The organism is Martelella sp. AMO21009 (genome assembly GCF_053484295.1).
In genome coordinates, this window is sequence record NZ_JBAKFR010000030.1 from 1 (window position 1) to 17,318 (window position 17,318).

18 protein-coding genes are annotated in these 17,318 nt (G+C 63.7%); 13 read left to right on the plus strand and 5 right to left on the minus strand.

Translation table 11 applies throughout. The features are described from left to right. Nucleotides 1-225 precede the first annotated feature (225 nt). The 3 genes from cysT to V6766_RS21205 are packed head-to-tail and all read left to right on the plus strand — an operon-like array spanning nucleotide 226 to nucleotide 2,676. Nucleotides 226-1,071, plus strand: coding sequence for a sulfate ABC transporter permease subunit CysT (gene cysT / locus V6766_RS21195; RefSeq protein WP_448469932.1), 846 nt, complete (start codon nucleotides 226-228; stop codon nucleotides 1,069-1,071). 3 nt (nucleotides 1,072-1,074) lie between these two features. Then, nucleotides 1,075-1,911, plus strand: coding sequence for a sulfate ABC transporter permease subunit CysW (cysW, locus tag V6766_RS21200; protein ID WP_448469934.1), 837 nt, complete (start codon nucleotides 1,075-1,077; stop codon nucleotides 1,909-1,911). Between the two features lie 12 nt (nucleotides 1,912-1,923). Further along, nucleotides 1,924-2,676, plus strand: a complete 753-nt coding sequence (locus tag V6766_RS21205) for an ABC transporter ATP-binding protein (protein WP_448469936.1) — start codon at nucleotides 1,924-1,926, stop codon at nucleotides 2,674-2,676. A 12-nt stretch (nucleotides 2,677-2,688) separates the two neighbouring features. Here V6766_RS21205 and V6766_RS21210 read toward each other — a convergent pair whose 3' ends face one another. The 4 genes from V6766_RS21210 to aceA form a co-directional block, all read right to left on the minus strand. Continuing rightward, entirely contained in the window at nucleotides 2,689-3,771 is a 1,083-nt protein-coding gene (locus V6766_RS21210; protein WP_448469938.1) for a nickel/cobalt transporter, read from the minus strand. Beyond that, on the minus strand, nucleotides 3,759-4,406 hold the full coding sequence (locus V6766_RS21215; RefSeq protein WP_448469940.1) for a DUF1007 family protein: 648 nt from the start codon (nucleotides 4,404-4,406) through the stop codon (nucleotides 3,759-3,761). Before V6766_RS21215 ends, V6766_RS21210 begins: the two co-directional genes overlap by 13 nt. A 382-nt stretch (nucleotides 4,407-4,788) precedes the next feature. After that, nucleotides 4,789-5,058 carry an SMc00767 family acetate metabolism repressor gene (locus V6766_RS21220; RefSeq protein WP_448431808.1) on the minus strand — a complete coding sequence of 90 codons (270 nt, stop codon included), beginning with the start codon at nucleotides 5,056-5,058 and terminating at the stop codon, nucleotides 4,789-4,791. 18 nt (nucleotides 5,059-5,076) lie between these two features. Then, nucleotides 5,077-6,363 (minus strand): isocitrate lyase, encoded by a 1,287-nt coding sequence (gene aceA, locus V6766_RS21225; protein WP_448469942.1) that lies wholly within the window; start codon nucleotides 6,361-6,363, stop codon nucleotides 5,077-5,079. A gap of 193 nt (nucleotides 6,364-6,556) precedes the next feature. Between aceA and V6766_RS21230 the strand changes: the two genes are divergently transcribed. The 10 genes from V6766_RS21230 (at nucleotide 6,557) to V6766_RS21275 (ending at nucleotide 16,732) form a co-directional block, all read left to right on the plus strand. Next, nucleotides 6,557-7,948, plus strand: coding sequence for a helix-turn-helix domain-containing protein (locus tag V6766_RS21230; RefSeq protein ID WP_448469944.1), 1,392 nt, complete (start codon nucleotides 6,557-6,559; stop codon nucleotides 7,946-7,948). A gap of 214 nt (nucleotides 7,949-8,162) precedes the next feature. Further along, nucleotides 8,163-9,653 carry an ABC transporter substrate-binding protein gene (locus tag V6766_RS21235; RefSeq protein WP_448469946.1) on the plus strand — a complete coding sequence of 497 codons (1,491 nt, stop codon included), beginning with the start codon at nucleotides 8,163-8,165 and terminating at the stop codon, nucleotides 9,651-9,653. Nucleotides 9,654-9,659: 6 nt separating this feature from the next. After that, nucleotides 9,660-10,622 (plus strand): ABC transporter permease, encoded by a 963-nt coding sequence (locus tag V6766_RS21240; protein WP_448470006.1) that lies wholly within the window; start codon nucleotides 9,660-9,662, stop codon nucleotides 10,620-10,622. After that, nucleotides 10,619-11,425, plus strand: coding sequence for an ABC transporter permease (locus V6766_RS21245; RefSeq protein WP_448469948.1), 807 nt, complete (start codon nucleotides 10,619-10,621; stop codon nucleotides 11,423-11,425). The genes V6766_RS21240 and V6766_RS21245 overlap by 4 nt, the downstream gene beginning before the upstream one ends. Then, nucleotides 11,422-12,228 (plus strand): ABC transporter ATP-binding protein, encoded by an 807-nt coding sequence (locus tag V6766_RS21250; protein WP_448469950.1) that lies wholly within the window; start codon nucleotides 11,422-11,424, stop codon nucleotides 12,226-12,228. The genes V6766_RS21245 and V6766_RS21250 overlap by 4 nt, the downstream gene beginning before the upstream one ends. Next, nucleotides 12,225-13,007, plus strand: a complete 783-nt coding sequence (locus V6766_RS21255; RefSeq protein WP_448469952.1) for an ABC transporter ATP-binding protein — start codon at nucleotides 12,225-12,227, stop codon at nucleotides 13,005-13,007. Before V6766_RS21250 ends, V6766_RS21255 begins: the two co-directional genes overlap by 4 nt. 299 nt (nucleotides 13,008-13,306) lie before the next feature. Then, nucleotides 13,307-14,290: a Bug family tripartite tricarboxylate transporter substrate binding protein gene (locus tag V6766_RS21260; RefSeq protein ID WP_448469954.1), complete on the plus strand. Its 984-nt coding sequence runs from the start codon at nucleotides 13,307-13,309 to the stop codon at nucleotides 14,288-14,290. A gap of 101 nt (nucleotides 14,291-14,391) precedes the next feature. Next, on the plus strand, nucleotides 14,392-14,859 hold the full coding sequence (locus V6766_RS21265; protein ID WP_448469956.1) for a tripartite tricarboxylate transporter TctB family protein: 468 nt from the start codon (nucleotides 14,392-14,394) through the stop codon (nucleotides 14,857-14,859). Nucleotides 14,860-14,862: 3 nt separating this feature from the next. After that, complete coding sequence (locus tag V6766_RS21270; protein WP_448469958.1) at nucleotides 14,863-16,368, plus strand: tripartite tricarboxylate transporter permease; 1,506 nt, start codon at nucleotides 14,863-14,865, stop codon at nucleotides 16,366-16,368. Between the two features lie 220 nt (nucleotides 16,369-16,588). Next, nucleotides 16,589-16,732 carry a DUF1127 domain-containing protein gene (locus tag V6766_RS21275; protein WP_230718728.1) on the plus strand — a complete coding sequence of 48 codons (144 nt, stop codon included), beginning with the start codon at nucleotides 16,589-16,591 and terminating at the stop codon, nucleotides 16,730-16,732. Nucleotides 16,733-16,897: 165 nt separating this feature from the next. Here V6766_RS21275 and V6766_RS21280 read toward each other — a convergent pair whose 3' ends face one another. After that, nucleotides 16,898-17,287 (minus strand): DUF930 domain-containing protein, encoded by a 390-nt coding sequence (locus tag V6766_RS21280; RefSeq protein WP_448469960.1) that lies wholly within the window; start codon nucleotides 17,285-17,287, stop codon nucleotides 16,898-16,900. Nucleotides 17,288-17,318 lie beyond the last annotated feature (31 nt).

Consider the following 17,318-nt stretch of genomic DNA (forward strand, 5'->3'; position numbering starts at 1 on the left):
CGTGACCCTCAATGCAAGGTTCAGAGAGAAAATCATCCAACAGAGTTGATGACACGTCGAGGGGTGAGGTTCGCGACCACCTGAGCCGTCCGTGGTGCACCTCTCTTCGACAGAACACTCTTCGAGACGCACCTATCGCCTGCACCAAACAAAACCCGTGCCCCATTCGACAGGACTTGCTATAGCCTCCGGCATCACCGCGAAAAGGCCATCATGACGTTCATCATGCCAACAGCATCAAGACGCGCGAACCGCAGCGTCATGCCGGGTTTCGGGCTGACGCTCGGGACCACGCTGCTTTTTGTCGCCCTGATCATCCTGCTGCCGCTGTCGGCGCTGTTCTGGCAGCTTGGCCAGCTCGGCTTTGCCGATTACTGGCGAATCATCACCAATCCGCGCACGCTCGCGGCCTTCCGCGTCACGATTTCGGCAGCCGCCCTTGCCACCGTCTTCAATGCCTGTTTCGGCCTGCTGCTCGCCTGGGTGATCGTGCGCTATAAATTCCCCGGAAAACGCCTGCTCGATGCGCTGATCGACCTGCCCTTCGCGCTGCCGACCGCTGTTGCCGGCATCGCGCTGGTGGCGCTTTACGACCGCAATGGCTGGATGGGCATGCTTCTGTCGGAGTTCAACATCAAGGTCGCCTATACCTGGTGGGGCATCGCGCTCGCCATGACGTTTACCTCAGTACCCTTCGGCGTGCGCACGGTTCAGCCGGTGATGGAAAGCCTGAGCCATGATCTGGAAGAGGCCGCGCAGACGCTCGGTGCCACCGATTTCCAGGTGTTCCGCCATATCGTGTTTCCGCAACTTTTCCCGAGCTTCATCATGGGCGCGTCGCTCGCCTTTGCCCGTTCGCTCGGCGAGTTCGGGGCGGTGATCTTCATCGCCGGCAACATGCCGTTCAAGACCGAGATCGCCTCGCTGCTGATCATGATCCGGCTCGATGAATATGATTTCCCGGCCGCAAGCGCTATCGCCGGAACGGTGCTGGCGCTGGCGCTTGCCGTGCTGATCCTCGCAAACATCGCCCAGAACCGCGCCGCGCGACATATGTCGAGGGGAGGCTGAGCCATGGTCCATCCGCAAGTCAGGGCGCTACGGCGCAGACGCAGCATGAAGCGGGCGGCACTGGTGTTCGTCGCCGTTGCCTTTGCCGCGCTCATCATGGGCCTGCCGAGCGTGGCAATCTTTGCCCGCGCCTTTTCCGAAGGCATCGGCGTCTATGCCTCGGGCCTCCTCGAGCCGGAAACGCTGCATGCGATCAAGCTGACCGTGATCACGGCGCTGATCGCGCTGCCCGTCAATATCGCCTTCGGCATCTGCGCCGCCTGGGCCGTGACCCGGTTCCGGTTTCCCGGACGCCGCGTGCTGATCACGATCATCGAGCTGCCGTTTTCGATCTCGCCGATCGTCGCGGGCCTTTGCTATCTGCTGGTTTACGGCTCCACCGGGCTTGTCGGCAGCTATGCCGATCAATACGGCATCCAGCTGATGTTCAACCTCACCGGCATCGTGCTGGTGTCGCTGTTCGTCACCTGCCCCTTCGTCGCCCGCGAGGTGATCCCGTTGATGGAGGTCGCCGGGCGCGATCAGGAGGAAGCGGCCCTCACCCTGGGTGCCAATGGCTGGCAGACCTTCTTCCATGTCACCCTGCCCAATATCCGCTGGGCGCTGCTTTACGGCGCGATCCTGGCAAACGCCCGCGTCATCGGCGAGTTCGGCGCGGTCAGCGTCGTCTCCGGCAATATTCGCGGCGAAACCATGACGCTGCCGCTGCAGGTGCAGCTGCTTTATGACGATTACAATGTGACCGGCGCCTTTGCCGCCGCCACCATTTTGACGGTGATCGCGGTGATCACGCTGATCCTTCGATCGGTGATCGAATCCCGCCACCCGCAAGCGCACTGAGAAAGACCGACAATGGCCCTCACAGTCGAAAACATTTCCAAGTCCTACGCCAGCAACAAGGTGCTGGACCGCGTCGACCTCGATATTCGCCCGGGCGAGTTCGTGGCGCTGCTCGGCCCCTCCGGCTCCGGCAAGACCACGCTGCTGCGCATCATCGCCGGCCTGCAATTCGCCGACGAGGGCCGGCTCCTGATGGAGGGCGAGGACATTACCGGGCTGGAGGCGCGGCTGCGCCGCTTCGGCATGGTGTTCCAGAGCTATGCGCTGTTCGAGCACAAGACCGTTGCCGAAAACGCCGCCTTCGGGCTGAAGATGCGCCCGCGCGCCAAACGCCCCTCACGCGAGGAGATCGGCAAGCGGGTGCGCGACCTGCTGGACATGGCCGAGATCGGCCACCTTGCCGATCGCTACCCCTCGCAGCTTTCCGGCGGACAGCGTCAGCGCGTGGCGCTGGCGCGCGCGCTTGCGATCGAGCCGCGCCTGCTGCTGCTCGACGAACCCTTCAGCGCGCTCGACACCAAGATCCGCAAGGGCTTGCGCGGCGCGCTCCGCGATCTTCAACGAAAGGTCGGAATTTCCGCCATTCTGGTGACCCATGACCAGGAAGAGGCCTTCGAGATCGCCGATAGGATCGCTGTGATGTCCGAGGGCCATATCGAGCAGTTCGGCACGGCGGAGGAATTGCTGCGCCGGCCCGCGACGCCGTTCGTCGCGGAATTTCTCGAAGGCATGAACAATTACCAGAATCAGGGCGCCGGCATCTGATCAACGATCTGATCAGCCTGTCATGGAGGCGGCAAACAACGTCAGGCCCAGAAGCGTGACGAGAAGCGCGCCGCCGATCTCGATGCCGTAGCCGATCCGCGTCGCGCGCTTCGAGCCGCGACCGGCGAGCCGCACGGCGAGCCCCTTGGCCGAAACCGCGATAATCGCCAGCACCGAGACCGTGATCGCGGTGCCGATCGCCATGGCGAAGACCGAGGCGATGCCGCCGAGGATCAACCCGTTCAGCAGCGCGAAGGTCAGCACGATCAAGGCACCCGAGCAGGGCCGCATGCCGATCGCAAGAACGGCGGAGCCCGCCCCCTTCCAGTCGAAATCCTTGCCGCCGAGATCCTTCGGCTCCGGCATGTGCACATGGCCGCAGCCGCAATCGGGGCCATGCACATGGTGATCGTGGCCATGATGATGGTCGTGATCGTGAAGATGATCGTGGTTGTGGGCAGCGTGGTGCGCGCCGTGCTCATGGCCATGCGCGTGATCGTGTCCATGGTCATGATCATGAGCCCCATGGCCGGCTCCCGCGAAGATCGCGCGAGTCTTGGTATAGAGCAGCCACAGCCCGAAACCGGCGATCAGCAGAAAGCTCGCGCGCTCCATGAACAGCGTGGCGTCGCGCATCGAGACGGCGGTGCCGCGCAGGAACAGATAGGCCGTGCCGACCAGCAGGATCGCCGTCACGCCCTGCGCCAGCGAGGAAACAACGGAGATCGCGATCCCGCGCTTCAACTCGGTTTCGTTGGCGATCATATAAGACGAGATCACCGCCTTGCCGTGGCCGGGGCCGGCGGCATGGAACACGCCATAGGCGAAGGAAAGGCCGACGAGGCCCAGCACCTTCACCGGATCATCCTTCATGGCCTTCAGCGCCGCCGTCAGAGACCGATAGAATTCCTGCTGATACTGGTTGATGGTCATCAGCACCGATTGCAGCGGGCCGAAGGATGAGGAGAATGACGGCTCGGACGAGCCGATGCCGAGCGGCGAGGCCGAGAACGATCTCTGGTTCAGGCCGAATATCAGAAAAGCCAGAAGCGCCAGAAGCAGGACAAGTGCGATCGGGCGGATCATTCGGTGCATGTGAGGTCCAGGCGAGTTGCGAAAAGCTTGCTCATGTCGGTCGGATCGTTGAAGAACGCCGCCGTCAGCGCATCGCTGTTTTCGGAGATGATTTCATCGGGATCAGGGCGCACGACCGCGGCCTTGCAGCGCTCAAAGGCATCGCCGATCGTCACCAGGTCCTCGTCGCGCTGGAAATCGATCGCGGTGTACATGCTGGCATCGTAGATGCCGAAGGTGAGATGGCCATCGAGTTTGACCGGCCTCGACGGCTTTGCCGAGAAGATCAGCAGCAATTGCCCGTCCATCATGTCGGCGTGAATGACGTCGGGCTCTGCCAGCGGCACGTCTTCGCCATTGTCGTTGATCTGGGTGTAGTAGCCGTATTCGGCGAGCGACTGGCGCACGGTATCGCCGATTTCCGTCAACTCGTCGCCCGTCAGTTGATTGTCCATGTTGGCGTCATAGTCGAGGATAACCGAGGACGAGAAGAACTCGTCGAAGCGCCAGACATTCTGCAGCGCGGTGACGTCGCCGTCGTCATCGGCCACCACCTCGAGCCGCGCGTCGACGAAGACATGCGGATGGGCGCCGGCCTGCGGAGCGGCGGCGAGGCAGAAAAGGGCGGCTATGCTGAGACTGCGGTGAAATTTCATGCAGTCTCATTGGAGCAAAACTGAGTCAGAAAAAAGCCCGAATGCGCAGAATTTGACGCGGGCGCGATTTCCGTGATCGAAAGGACATCCAGAAACGCCAGAGCGCGCGCCTCGGCTCTTGGACGCACCACGGTTTAACAACGAACGCCTCCCACATTTCGGGTCATCCTCGGGCTTGACCCGAGGATCCAGGCCGCCCGGCAAGGGTTCGCTATAGATCTTTGCAAATTCAATGGCTAGACCGCCTGGATGCTCGGATCAAGTCCGAGCATGACCCAAGAACGAAGGGCCGAAGACCCAAGATGGTGAAAGCGTGATGCTTGTTCAGCGGTCCAAGGCGCGCCCCTCGCCAAAGGGACGCGCCGTGTCGCGATGTTCGCGTTCAATGGGCGCTGAGGCCCTCTTCCGGCGCCGGCGCGGCTGCGGCCCCGGCGATGATGATCGGCGTCAGCAGGTCGCCCCACTTGCCGCCGCCATGGTGGCGGGCGGAGCGGATGATCTCGACCGAGACGCCAGCATCGACAGCGCGCATCACCGCCTGGTTCAGCCGGTGGAGATCATTGGCGACCATGCGGATGGCGGCCTGCTGCTCGGCGGACATTTCGCCCGATTGCGCCTCGGCGCGTTCCTTGACATTGAGTTTCGGTGTCATTGCGTAGTCCTCCCTTGCCTATTCTGCTGCCTCGAACTGGGCGGTTTCGGTGGATTCTCCCATCGCGGTTGTCGAGCCGGCGCCGCCGGTGATCGCCATCGACACGGCATCGAAATAGCCGGTGCCGACCTCGCGCTGGTGACGGGTCGCGGTGTAGCCGTTGCGCTCTGCCGCGAATTCCGCCTGCTGAAGCTCACTATAGGCCGCCATCTGGCGCTCCTTGTAGCCGCGGGCAAGCTCGAACATGCCGTAATTGAGCTGATGGAAGCCCGCCAGCGTGATGAACTGGAACTTGTAGCCCATCGCGCCGAGTTCGCGCTGGAACCGTGCGATATCGGCCTCGTCCAGGTTCTTCTTCCAGTTGAACGACGGCGAGCAGTTATAGGCCAGAAGCTTGCCCGGATGTTCCTTGTGAACGCCCTCGGCGAAACGCTTCGCCTGTTCCAGATCCGGCTTCGACGTCTCGCACCAGATCAGGTCGCAATGGGGCGCATAGGCGACCGCGCGGGCGATGCAGGATTCGAGCCCGTTCCTGACCTGATAGAAGCCTTCCGGCGTTCGCCCGGCATCGTAATCGACGAAGGGCCGGTCGCGCTCGTCGATGTCCGAGGTCAAAAGCTTGGCCGCTTCCGCATCGGTGCGGGCGATCACCAGCGTCGGCACGCCCATGACGTCGGCGGCAAGCCGGGCCGCCGTCAGGTTGCGGATATGGGCCGAGGTCGGGATCAGCACCTTGCCGCCAAGATGGCCGCATTTCTTTTCCGAGGCAAGCTGATCCTCGAAATGGACGCCCGCAGCACCCGCCTCGATATAGGCCTTCATGATCTCGAAGGCGTTGAGCGGACCGCCGAAACCGGCTTCGGCATCGGCGACGATCGGCGCGAACCAGGTGTCGACCGAAAGCCCCTGGCCTTCCGAAACCTCGATCTGGTCGGCGCGCTGCAGCGTCTTGTTGATGCGCTTGACCAGTTCCGGCCCGGCATTGGCCGGATAGAGCGACTGGTCGGGATACATCGCGGACGCGGTGTTGGCGTCGGCCGCGACCTGCCAGCCGGAGAGATAGATCGCCTTCAGCCCGGCGCGGACCATCTGCATGGCCTGATTGCCCGAGAGCGCGCCGAGCGCGTTGACGAAATCCTCGTCATGGATCAGCGTCCACAGACGCTTGGCGCCCTCCTCCGCCAGGGTGGCGCGGATCGGCATGGAGCCGCGCAGGCGCTTCACGTCTTCGACCCTATAGGGCCGCTCGATCCCGTCAAATCGGCCTTCAGCCGCACCTTCGACAAGTTTGTAAAAATCCGACATTATTTTCTCCTCACTTCAGTATTCACGTCCGTCTCGACCCGAGACATCTGCTTTCGATGTGACAGGATTAACGGGAAATAGACGTGCAATCCAATAAAATGAGCTGTATTCGGCGTGAAATCGGGTTATACTGTTGCTTCTTTTACAGATCGGCTTTGTAAATCTGTAAAATTTGTAAAGAGGATTTCGGGTTATGGAGAGCAAGATATTCGCTGGCCCCCGCCTGCGCCGGTTGCGCAAGCAGATGGAGCTGACGCAGACGGCGATGGCCGAGGCGCTGTCGATCTCGCCCTCCTATCTCAACCTGATCGAGCGCAACCAGCGGCCGCTGACGGTGCAACTGCTGCTGAAGCTCGCCGCCGTCTACGATGTCGACATCGCCTCGCTGCAGGGCGAGAGCGGCGGTACGATCGGCCAGCTCAAGGCGGTGTTCGCCGATCCGCTGCTGTCCGGCGAGTTGCCCGGCGATCAGGAGCTGATCGAGGTGGCCGAGGCCGCGCCCAATGCGGCGATCGGGATGATGAAGCTCTACCGCGCCTATCAGGAACAGGCCGCCCGCCTGTCCGACCTGACGGCGCTGCTCGCCGAGGAGGGCCGCCAGACCCACCTTGCCGGAAGGCGGCTGCCGCATGACGAGGTGCGCGAGGCGCTGTCGCGGCGACCATGGTACTTCGACGCGCTCGACCGCGCCGCCGAGACGCTTCATGCGGAGCTTGCGCCGGGCGACGAGATGTCGGCCGCGCTCAAGGACTGGCTGCGCGAGCGTCACGGCATCGCCGTCCGGGTGCTGCCGCCGCATGCCCTGGTCAATCTCGGCCGCCGGTTCGACCGCCACACCATGCGGCTGTTCATTTCCGCGCGGTTTTCGCCCCATGACCGCCAGCGCGAGATCGCGATCGAGGCGGCGCTGCTGGCCTTCCGGGACGAGATTGCCGAAGCGATCGAGACGCTGGCGCTCTCCGGCGACGAGGCGCGGCGGATCGCGCGGTTCGAGCTTGCCCGCTACGCCGCCCATGCGCTGCTGATGCCGTACGGTCCGTTCGTGGAGGCCGCCCGCCGGGACCGGTTCGATATTTCGCTTCTGGCCGGGCGGTTCGGCGTTTCCTTCGCCCAGGCCGCGACAAGGCTGGTCAGCCTGCAACGGCCGGACAATGCCGGACCGCCGTTCTTCGCCATGGAAATCGATGTCGCCGGAAACATCCTGCGGCGGATCGGTGAAGGCGGCTTTCGCGGCGAATGTCCGAGGCTCGATGTCTATGACGCCTTCGCGCGGGCCGGTCGGCTGATCGTCCAGCGCGTCGCAATGCCGGACGGCGCGGAACTCCTGACGCTGTCGCGCACGGTCGAGGGGCCGGAGCCGGCATCCGGCGAACGGCCGCATCTGACCGCCCTGCTTGTCGGTCTGCCCTATGCGCACGCCGCCGCGACAGCCTATGCGACGCCGGAACAGCCCGCCACGCCGATCGGCCCGGTCTGCCGGCTTTGCGAGCGGATCGGCTGCCTGTCGCGCGCCGAGCCGCCGGTGACCCGCCCGCTGGGTCTCGATGAGATGGTCGCCGGCCTTTCGGCCTTCGATTTCCGCTGAGGCAGCCAGTGACTATAGGCCAGCCTGCCCTCTCTGTTGCATGCGGAGAGCGCCGCTCGTCGTGGTCAGCCCGCAAGTGACCAATGCAGCGAGATGGCGCCGAAATGAGTGTATAACTAATCGTTACACTAAAAACGAAATTCTTCCGAAATATTTACACACCTCCCGCGCGCCCGCTATAGACGCTCCCACCTGACACCGCTTGGAGGAGCGCATGACCCGCACATTCACCACCCTTGCCGCCGCCGCGCTTGTCGCCGGGCTCATTGCCGCGCCGGCGCTTGCGGAACCCCGCAGCGACGTCATCGTCGGCATGGGGATCGAGCCGACCGGGCTCGACCCGACGGCCGCCGCCCCGGTCGCAATCGGCCAGGTGGTCTGGAAGAACCTGTTCGAGGGGCTGACAACGGTGGACGAGAACGGCGACATCGCGCCGCAGCTTGCCGAGGCGTGGAATGTCTCCGAGGATGGGCTCACCTATACATTCAAGCTTCGCGAGGGCGTGACCTTCCACAATGGCAAGAAGTTCAACGCAGATACGGCAAAATATTCGATCGACCGCATCATCGCGGACGACAGCGTCAATCCGCAGAAGGCGCTCTACAGCGCGATCGAGACCGTTGAGGCGACCGACGCGCACACGCTGACCCTCACCCTTTCCCGCCCCGCCTACGACCTGCTCTACTGGCTCGGATTCCCGGCCGCCGTTATGGTGGAGCCGGAAAGCGAGGCGACCAACGCCACCGTTCCGGTTGGCACCGGCCCGTTCGAATTCGGCGAATGGAAGAAGGGCAACCAGGTCACGCTCGCCCGCAATCCGAATTACTGGGGCGAGAAGCCCGCGCTTGAAACCGTGACCTTCCGCTTCATCGCCGATGCGCAGGCGCAGGCCGCCGCGCTCACCTCCGGCGGAGTCGATGCCATACCGGAATTCGGGGCCTCGGAACTGGTCGGCACCTTCGAGACCAATGACGCCTTCAAGGTCGTGCCCGGCACCACCGGAATGGAAGTCGTCGCCGGCATGAACAATGCCAAACCGCCCTTCGATGACGCCCGCGTGCGCCGGGCGTTGATGATGGCGATCGACCGGCAGGCGATCATCGACGCCACCAATTCCGGTTACGGCACGCCGATCGGCAGCCATTTCTCGCCGTCCGATGCCGGCTATGAGGACCTCACCGGCGTGCTGCCCTACGACCCGGAACAGGCGAAGGCCCTGCTTGCCGAGGCCGGCTATGGCGACGGCCTGTCGTTCACCATGAAGGTGCCGAACCGCGGATATGCCGAACGGGCGGCCGAAATCATGCAGGCCTATTTCGCCCAGATCGGCGTGACGGCCACGATCGAATCCTCCGAATTTCCGGCGAAGTGGCTGCAGGACGTGTTCAAGGACACCAATTACGACATGACAATCATCGGCCATGCCGAGCCGCTCGATATCGGCATCTATGCCCGCGATCCCTATTACTTCAACTATGACAACCCGGATTTCGATGCAACGATGACGGCGATCGCCGATGCGACCAGCGAAGAGGAAAGGCTTGCCGGCTATAAAAAGGCGCAGGAAATCCTGGCCGAGGACGTGCCGGCGCTGTTTCTCTATGCCTGGCCCAAGATCGGCGTCTGGAACGCGGACCTCGAGGGGCTGTGGACCAACGAGCCGGTGCCTTCCAACGACATGACCGGCGTGCACTGGAGCAAGTAGACCGTGTTGCAAACCCGGCCGGCGGTGCAGCGCATCGCCGGCAATCTCGCCTTTCTCGCCGCAAGCCTGCTTGCTGTTTCCTTCATCATCTTCGCGGTGATGGCGGCGGTTCCGGGCGACCCGGCGGAAATCATGCTCGGCACATCGGCGGCCCCGGATACGCTGGCGGCGCTGCGTCGTGAGCTCGGCCTCGACCAGTCCTTCCTGCTGCGCTATGGCGACTGGCTGGCGGGGCTGCTCACCGGCGATCTCGGCCTGTCCTACACCTATTCGACGCCGGTTGCCGCGCTGATCGGCGAGCGCCTCGCCGTCACCCTGCCGCTGGCCGGTTACGCCGTGGCGCTGTCGCTCGCGATCTCCCTGCCGCTCGGCGTGTTCGCGGGTCAGAAGCCGGGCGGGCCGGCGGATATCGTCGCGACCTTCTTTTCCCAGATCGGCATTGCCGTGCCCGGCTTCTGGATCGGCCTGCTCCTGATCCTCGGCGTGGCCCTGACGCTCGGCTGGTTTCCGACCGGCGGCTTTCCGGGCTGGCAGGCGGGCTTGCTGCCCGCAATGAATGCGCTGACGCTGCCGGCGATCGCGCTTGCCATCCCGCAGGCCGCGGTGCTGACGCGGGTCACGCGCACGTCCGTCATCGAGATCGCACGCGAGGATTTCGTACGCACTGCCCGCGCCAAGGGCGCAAGCCGCGCCTGGGCGCTGTGGGGTCATGTCGTGCCCAACGCGCTGATACCGGTCGTCACCATGCTCGGCATGCAGATCTCCGTGCTGATGGCCGGCACCGTGCTGGTCGAAAACGTCTTCACCCTGCCCGGCCTTGGAACGCTTGCCTATCAGGCGCTTGCCCAGCGCGACCTGATCGTGATCCAGAATGTCGCGCTGCTGTTCGCCGTCATCGTCATGGGCCTCAATTTCGCGGTCGACACGCTTTACGCGGTGATCGATCCGCGCCTGAAGGCCGCGCGATGAGATATCTTCCGCTCGTCCTTGGCGGCCTCATCACCGCCCTGCTGGTCGCCGCAGCAATCCTCAGCCGGTTCTGGACGCCGATGGACCCTGCCGCGATCAACATTCCGCTCCGCCTCAAGCCCCCCGGCCCCGGCGGGCTGTTCGGCGCGGATCAGTTCGGCCGCGACGAATTGTCGATGATCATGGCCGGCGCGTGGACCTCGCTGTCGATCGCGTTTTCCGCGGTCGCGATCGGGGGAACGCTTGGCACGGCGCTCGGCGCGATGGCGGCCGCAAGGCGGGGCGTCGCCGAGGCCGCAATCATGCGCGTCAACGATATCGTCTTTGCCTTTCCGCCGGTGCTGTCGGCCCTGCTGCTGGCCGCAGTACTTGGCGGCGGACCGGTAACCACCGTCACCGCCATCGCGCTGTTCATGGTGCCGGTCTTTGCCCGCGTCAGCCGGGGCGCGGCGCTGCAAGTCTGGGCGCGCGACTATATTCTCGCCGCCCGCATGGCCGGCAAGACCGGAACGCGGATCACGCTCGAACATGTGCTTCCCAATATCGCGACGCAGATCATCGTCCAGGTCGCGATCCAGACCGGGCTTGCGATTCTCACCGAGGCGGGACTTTCCTTCCTCGGCCTCGGCGTCGCCCCGCCGACCCCGAGCTGGGGGCGTATGCTGGCCGATGCGCAGACCTATCTTGCAAGCGCGCCGCATCTGGTGCTCGCCCCCGGCCTTGCCATCGCCTTCTCCGTTCTCGGCCTCAACCTTCTGGGCGATGGCCTTGGCCGCCTGACCGATCCACGCGAGGCATCATGATGCTCGATATCCGCAATCTCAGGGTCAGTTTCCCGGACCGGCGCGGCGGGCGGCGATGGGCACTCGCCGGCATCGACCTGACGCTGGAGAAGGGCGAGACGCTCGGTATTGTCGGCGAAAGCGGGTCGGGCAAATCGGTACTGGCGCTCTCGGTGATCGGCCTGTTGCCGAGGACGGCGCTGGCCGAGGGTGAAATCCTGCTCGACGGCGAAAACATGCTGGCGCTGCCGGAAAGCCGGCTCACCCGCCTGCGCGGGGCGGCAATCGGCATGATCTTTCAGGAGCCGATGACCGCGCTGAACCCGGCCATGACCGCCGGCAGCCAGATCGCCGAGGCGCTGCGCCTGCATCGCCCGATCTCACGGGCCGACGCCAGGATGGAGGCGTTACGGCTGATGGACATGGTCCGCATCCGCGATGCGAAGACAAGAATAAATTCCTATCCGCACGAACTCTCCGGCGGCGAGCGCCAGCGGGTCGGCATCGCGATCGCGCTGGCGCTCAAGCCCGGGCTGCTGATCGCCGATGAACCGACCACGGCGCTCGACGTTACCGTACAGGCCGAGATCCTCGACATTCTCGACGATCTCGTCGCCGAACTCGGCATCGGCCTGATCCTGATCTCCCACGATATCGGCGTCATCGCCCGCATATCCGACCGGGTTCTGGTGATGCATGACGGGCGGAAAATGGAGGACGGCAGAACCGAAGACGTGCTGCGCCACCCCGCCCATGAGTATACCAGGACGCTGCTCGCATCGCTGCCCCGAAGGGTCCGCGCCGGGCTGGAGGGCGGAACATGACCCCGCTGCTTCAAACCGAGGGACTGACCCGGCATTATGGCGGGCACACCGCGCTGAACGATGTCTCGATCACGCTCGAACCGGGTGAAATCCTCGGCATTGTCGGCGAGAGCGGGTCCGGAAAGTCGACACTTGCCCGGCTGGTCATGGCGCTCGACCGCCCGAGCGCGGGCCGGGTGCTGTTCGAAGGCGCCAACCTGTTTTCGCAGCGGCCGCGCGACCTGCGCCGGATGCGGCGTCATTTCCAGATGGTGTTTCAGGACCCCTACAGCGCGCTCGATCCGCGCCAGACGATCGGCCGCATCATCGCCGAGCCGCTGGCGCTTGATCCCGATGCCCCGACCGGCAAGGCCCGGCGGATGCGGGTGGCGACCCTTCTGGAAGAGGTCGGGCTTCAGGGACGCGACATCGACCTTTACCCGCACGAATTTTCCGGCGGCCAGCGCCAGCGAATCGCGATCGCCCGCGCGCTGATCACCCGCCCGAAACTGCTGGTCGCCGACGAGCCGACCTCGGCGCTGGACGTGACGGTGCAGGCGCAGATCCTGAAGCTCATTCTCGCTATGCGCGCCGAACACGGCCTCTCGGTGCTCTTGATCACCCACAATATCGCCGTGGTCGACGAAATCTGCGACCGCGCGGTGGTGATGCAGGCCGGCCGCGTGGTCGAGGAAGGGCCAGTCGGGCAGGTGCTCGACGCTCCGCGCGAGACCTACACAAAACGCCTGCTTGCCGCCGAACCGACACTGGCCCGGATCGGTCGAAAAAGACGCGGATAAAAAAAGCCCGGCCTGACCTTGCGATCGACCGGGCCATGCGGCTTTCACCGCGGGAGAGACTGCTAAACTGGTGCGCCGCATAGGGCGGTTCAAGAAAATAACGAATTTGTCATGATTGAAGGGGCCGGTCAGTCCTTTCGGGGCCGGAATGCTTCGCTGTTCGCCGCGGGTGAGGACGTCCAGCATTTCACGCGTTGAAACGCGGCATGATCGAATTGGCTGTGGGCGGCCGATCGGACTAGCGTGGACCTTGCGGTTTGGGAGAGCCGCACGGCGTTTTTGGGGAGGAGCATATGAGAATGTTTCGAAAAGCCATCGGAACAGCCATCGCAGCCGCCGGCGCGATCTGTGCCGTATTCGGTCCGGCAACGGCCTTGGAAGCCAAGGACTGGCCGGACGCCAAGCCGATCCGGATCGTGTTTCCGTTTCCGGCGGGGCCTGATTTCCTGGTGCGCATGATGGCCGCCGATATCGAGGAGCAGCTTGGCCAGACGGTGATCGTCGACAACAAGCCCGGCGCCGGCGGCACGCTCGGCATGGCCTCGGTCGCCCACGCCAAGCCAGACGGCTACACCTTCGTGGTCGGCTTTCCCGGCCCCTCCGCCAATTACACGAACACCTATACCGGTCTGCCCTATACGCCGCTGGAGGATTTCGACTATGTCAGCCAGATCACCCATGGCGATATGGTGGTGGTGGCTCGGGCGGACTTCCCCGCCGATGATCTCGGCGAACTCATGGAATACGCCAAGGCCCATCCGGGCGAGGTCAGCGCCGGAAATCCCGGCATCGGCTCCTACGGCCACATGATCGAACTGATGATGAGCGAACAGGCCGAGGCCGATCTCAAGATCGTGCCCTATCAGGGAACCGCGCCGACCCTCGTCGACCTGCTGTCGGGCAGCCTCGACATCTCGGTCGACTTCCTGTCGGAGGCCTACACCGAACATCTGAAGTCGGGCAGCATGAAGGCGCTGGGTATCGCGTCCGCGGAGCGCAACCCCGACTTCCCGGATGTGCCGACCTTTCAGGAGGCCGGCGTCGATCTCGTCGCGCCGCTCTGGTCCGGCATTCTCGCGCCCAAGGGAACGCCGCCCGAGGTGATCGCGGCGATGAACGAGGCGATCGCGACCTTCCTCGCAAGCCCCGAGGCGCGGGCGGCCTTCGCCAAGAACTACCAGCACGCGACCCCGTCCACGCCGGAGGAACTGCGCGAGATGGCGGTGCGCGAGGAAGCGACCTGGCGCGATATCATCAGGAAGTACAATATCCGTAATAACTAGGCCGCCTGGCGGACGGCTTGCTCCCGATAATCTCTCTCCCCTCCAGGGTGAGACAATTGGGGGATGCGGCGAGCGGGCAAGATAGCGGGCGGGAGACCGATATGAATGCAGGCGGCGCCGCGCGGCGGAAGAATATCATTTTCTCCGGCATATTCCTCATCATCTCCGCCGCCATGGGCGGCTATGCGCTCACGACCATGAACATGGGCACGCTGGACAAGATGGGACCGGCCTTCGTTCCGGTCGTCCTGTCGGCAATCCTTGCGGCGCTTGCGCTGATCGTGCTGTTTCTGCCCGCCCCCGCCGAAACGGAGCCATTCTCCATCGCACCGCCGCGGGCGATCCTGATCATCATCGTCTGCCCGATGATCTTCGGTTTCGCGATCGAGCCCTTCGGCCTGCTGATCGCGGTATTCCTGGCGATCTTCGCTTCCTGCCTTGCAAGCCGGGTGACGACATTGCGCCAAGCGCTGCTGCTTTCCGCCGCCTTCAGTCTCTTCTGCGTCCTCGTCTTTCATTATCTTCTGAGCATGACCATCCCCCTTTGGGGTTCGGTCTTCACGGGTTGATCCATGGACCTTTTCGCGCATCTCTCCCTCGGACTGGAAACGGTCTTTCAGCCCATCAACCTGCTGTTCTGCTTCATCGGGGTCTTTCTCGGCACCGCCATCGGCGTTCTGCCGGGCATCGGGCCGCTGGGAACGATCGCCATCCTTCTGCCGGTGACCTTCGGCTTTCCGCCCGAGGCCTCGCTGATCATGCTGGCCGGCATCTATTACGGGGCGCAATATGGCGGCTCCACCACCGCCATCCTGATCAACCTGCCGGGCGAGGCCTCGTCGGCGGTGACCGCCATCGACGGCTACCAGCTTGCGCGACAGGGCAAGGCCGGCACGGCATTGGCGCTGGCGGCGATCGGCTCGTTCATCGCCGGCTGTTTCGCGACGCTGCTGATCGCGATCTTCGCGATCCCGCTGACGATGCTCGCGCTCAAATTCACCCCGCCCGATTACTTCTCGCTGATGGTGCTGGGGCTGGTGGCCTCGATCGCGCTTGCCCACGGATCGGTGCTCAAGGGCATCATCATGATCGTGTTCGGCCTACTGCTCGGCACGGTCGGCACCGACCTCTACACCGGCCAGGCGCGCTTCACCTTCGGCATGTTCGATCTGGCGGAAGGCATACCGATCCTCGGCTTCGGCGTCGGCATCTACGCCCTTTCCGAAATCCTCAAGGGCCTGGAGGACGAAACCCCGCGCGAGCCGCTCAAGACTGATATTTCGGCCTTGTTGCCGAGCCGGAGCGACCTGCGCGAAGCTGGCATGCCGATCCTGCGCGGCACGTTTCTCGGCTCGTTTCTCGGCATATTGCCGGGCGGCGGGGCGATGCTGTCATCTTTCGCCTCCTACATGGTGGAAAAGCAGGTCTCGAAGAAGCCGGAGACGTTCGGCCGCGGCGCGATCGCCGGCGTCGCAGGACCCGAATCGGCCAACAATGCCGGCGCGCAGACCTCTTTCGTGCCGATGCTGACGCTCGGCATCCCGTCCAATCCGCTGATGGCGCTGATGGTCGGCGCGCTGATCATTCAGGGCATCACCCCCGGCCCCAACCTGATCAACGAACAGCCCTCGCTGTTCTGGGGCGTCATCGTGTCGATGTGGATCGGCAATCTGATGCTGGTCGTGCTCAACCTGCCGCTGATCGGGCTGTGGGTGAAGCTTCTGAGCGTGCGCGCCAATTTCCTCTATCCCGCAATCGTCGGTTTTTCAGCAATCGGCGTCTATTCGATCAACGAGAACCCCTTCGACCTGATCGTGATGTCGGTATCGGGCGCTGCCGGCTATGCGCTGAGCAAGCTCGACTGCGAGCCTGCGCCGCTTCTGCTAGGCTTCGTGCTGGGGCCGATGATGGAAGTCTATATGAGGCGCACCATGCTGCTTTCGGGCGGCGATGCCAGCGTGTTCCTCACCAGCCCCATCAGCCTGGGCCTGCTGATCGCGGCCGCGATCGTGCTGGTGATCGTGCTGATCCCGACGGTCAATCGCCGCCGTGCGGAAGTGTTCGTCGAGGAGGACTGAGCGTCAGTCCGCAACACTCAGGGTCCGACGGGCCGCATCAACCTAACTCTCCGCGTTTTGTGCTTATCGGCTCGCCATGTTGCCTATTTATACGGCACCCGTTTCGAGCCCTGCGTTTTTTGCATAGGGGCATTGCTGTTAACCCCCTGCCTCATGCTTCGCGGGCTCTGTATATATCCAATCAACAACAGCGCACCGAACACACGAAAGGAGCCGCAACATGAACATTCAACGCTCGTTCAACAACTGGCTCAAGTATCGCGAAACCGTCGCCGAACTTGGCCGCATGAGCAATCGCGAACTTTCCGACCTCGGTATCAGCCGCTCTGATATCCGTCGCGTCGCCCGCAAGGACGCGATCTGACAAGTTTTCGAAGGGTGCTATCCTCCTCCCGGCCCCCTTCGATCAGGATCGGCGATCCTCCTCCTCCTCCCAAATCGCCGATCATCACGATGACGCCCGCCGGATCCTCCTCCCCCGGTGGGCGTTTTCATGTGCGCAATTGAGGATTGCTGAGGCTCGGCGAACCTACGGATAAAGGTAAAGCCGCTCCCAGGCGCTGCGCGGGATTTCCTCACCGAGCTTGAAGCTGAAGGATTTGACCGCGATCTCGTCGCTTGCCGTCGCGCAGTGGTAGGAAAGCCTGTACCAGTGACCATGCGAGCGCACGGCCGCGCCCGGCGCATCGATCGTCGTGCCATGCACCTTTGTCGGCGCGAATGTGTAGGCGATCACCTTGTCGGGCGTCATGTCCTTGCGCGCCGCGTCGATCCGGCTCAGCGCCTCGACATCGCAGCGCTGCTCCAGCTTTTCCTCGGGTTCGAGCCGGTCAAGCTCATTTTCGATCCGCTGGCTGATGGCGAGGGCGGGCGTGGCAACGAGCGTCAGCGTCAGCAGCGCAAGCAAGGCCTTGATCAAGTCTCTGTCTCCGTTCATGGAAATCCGTCTT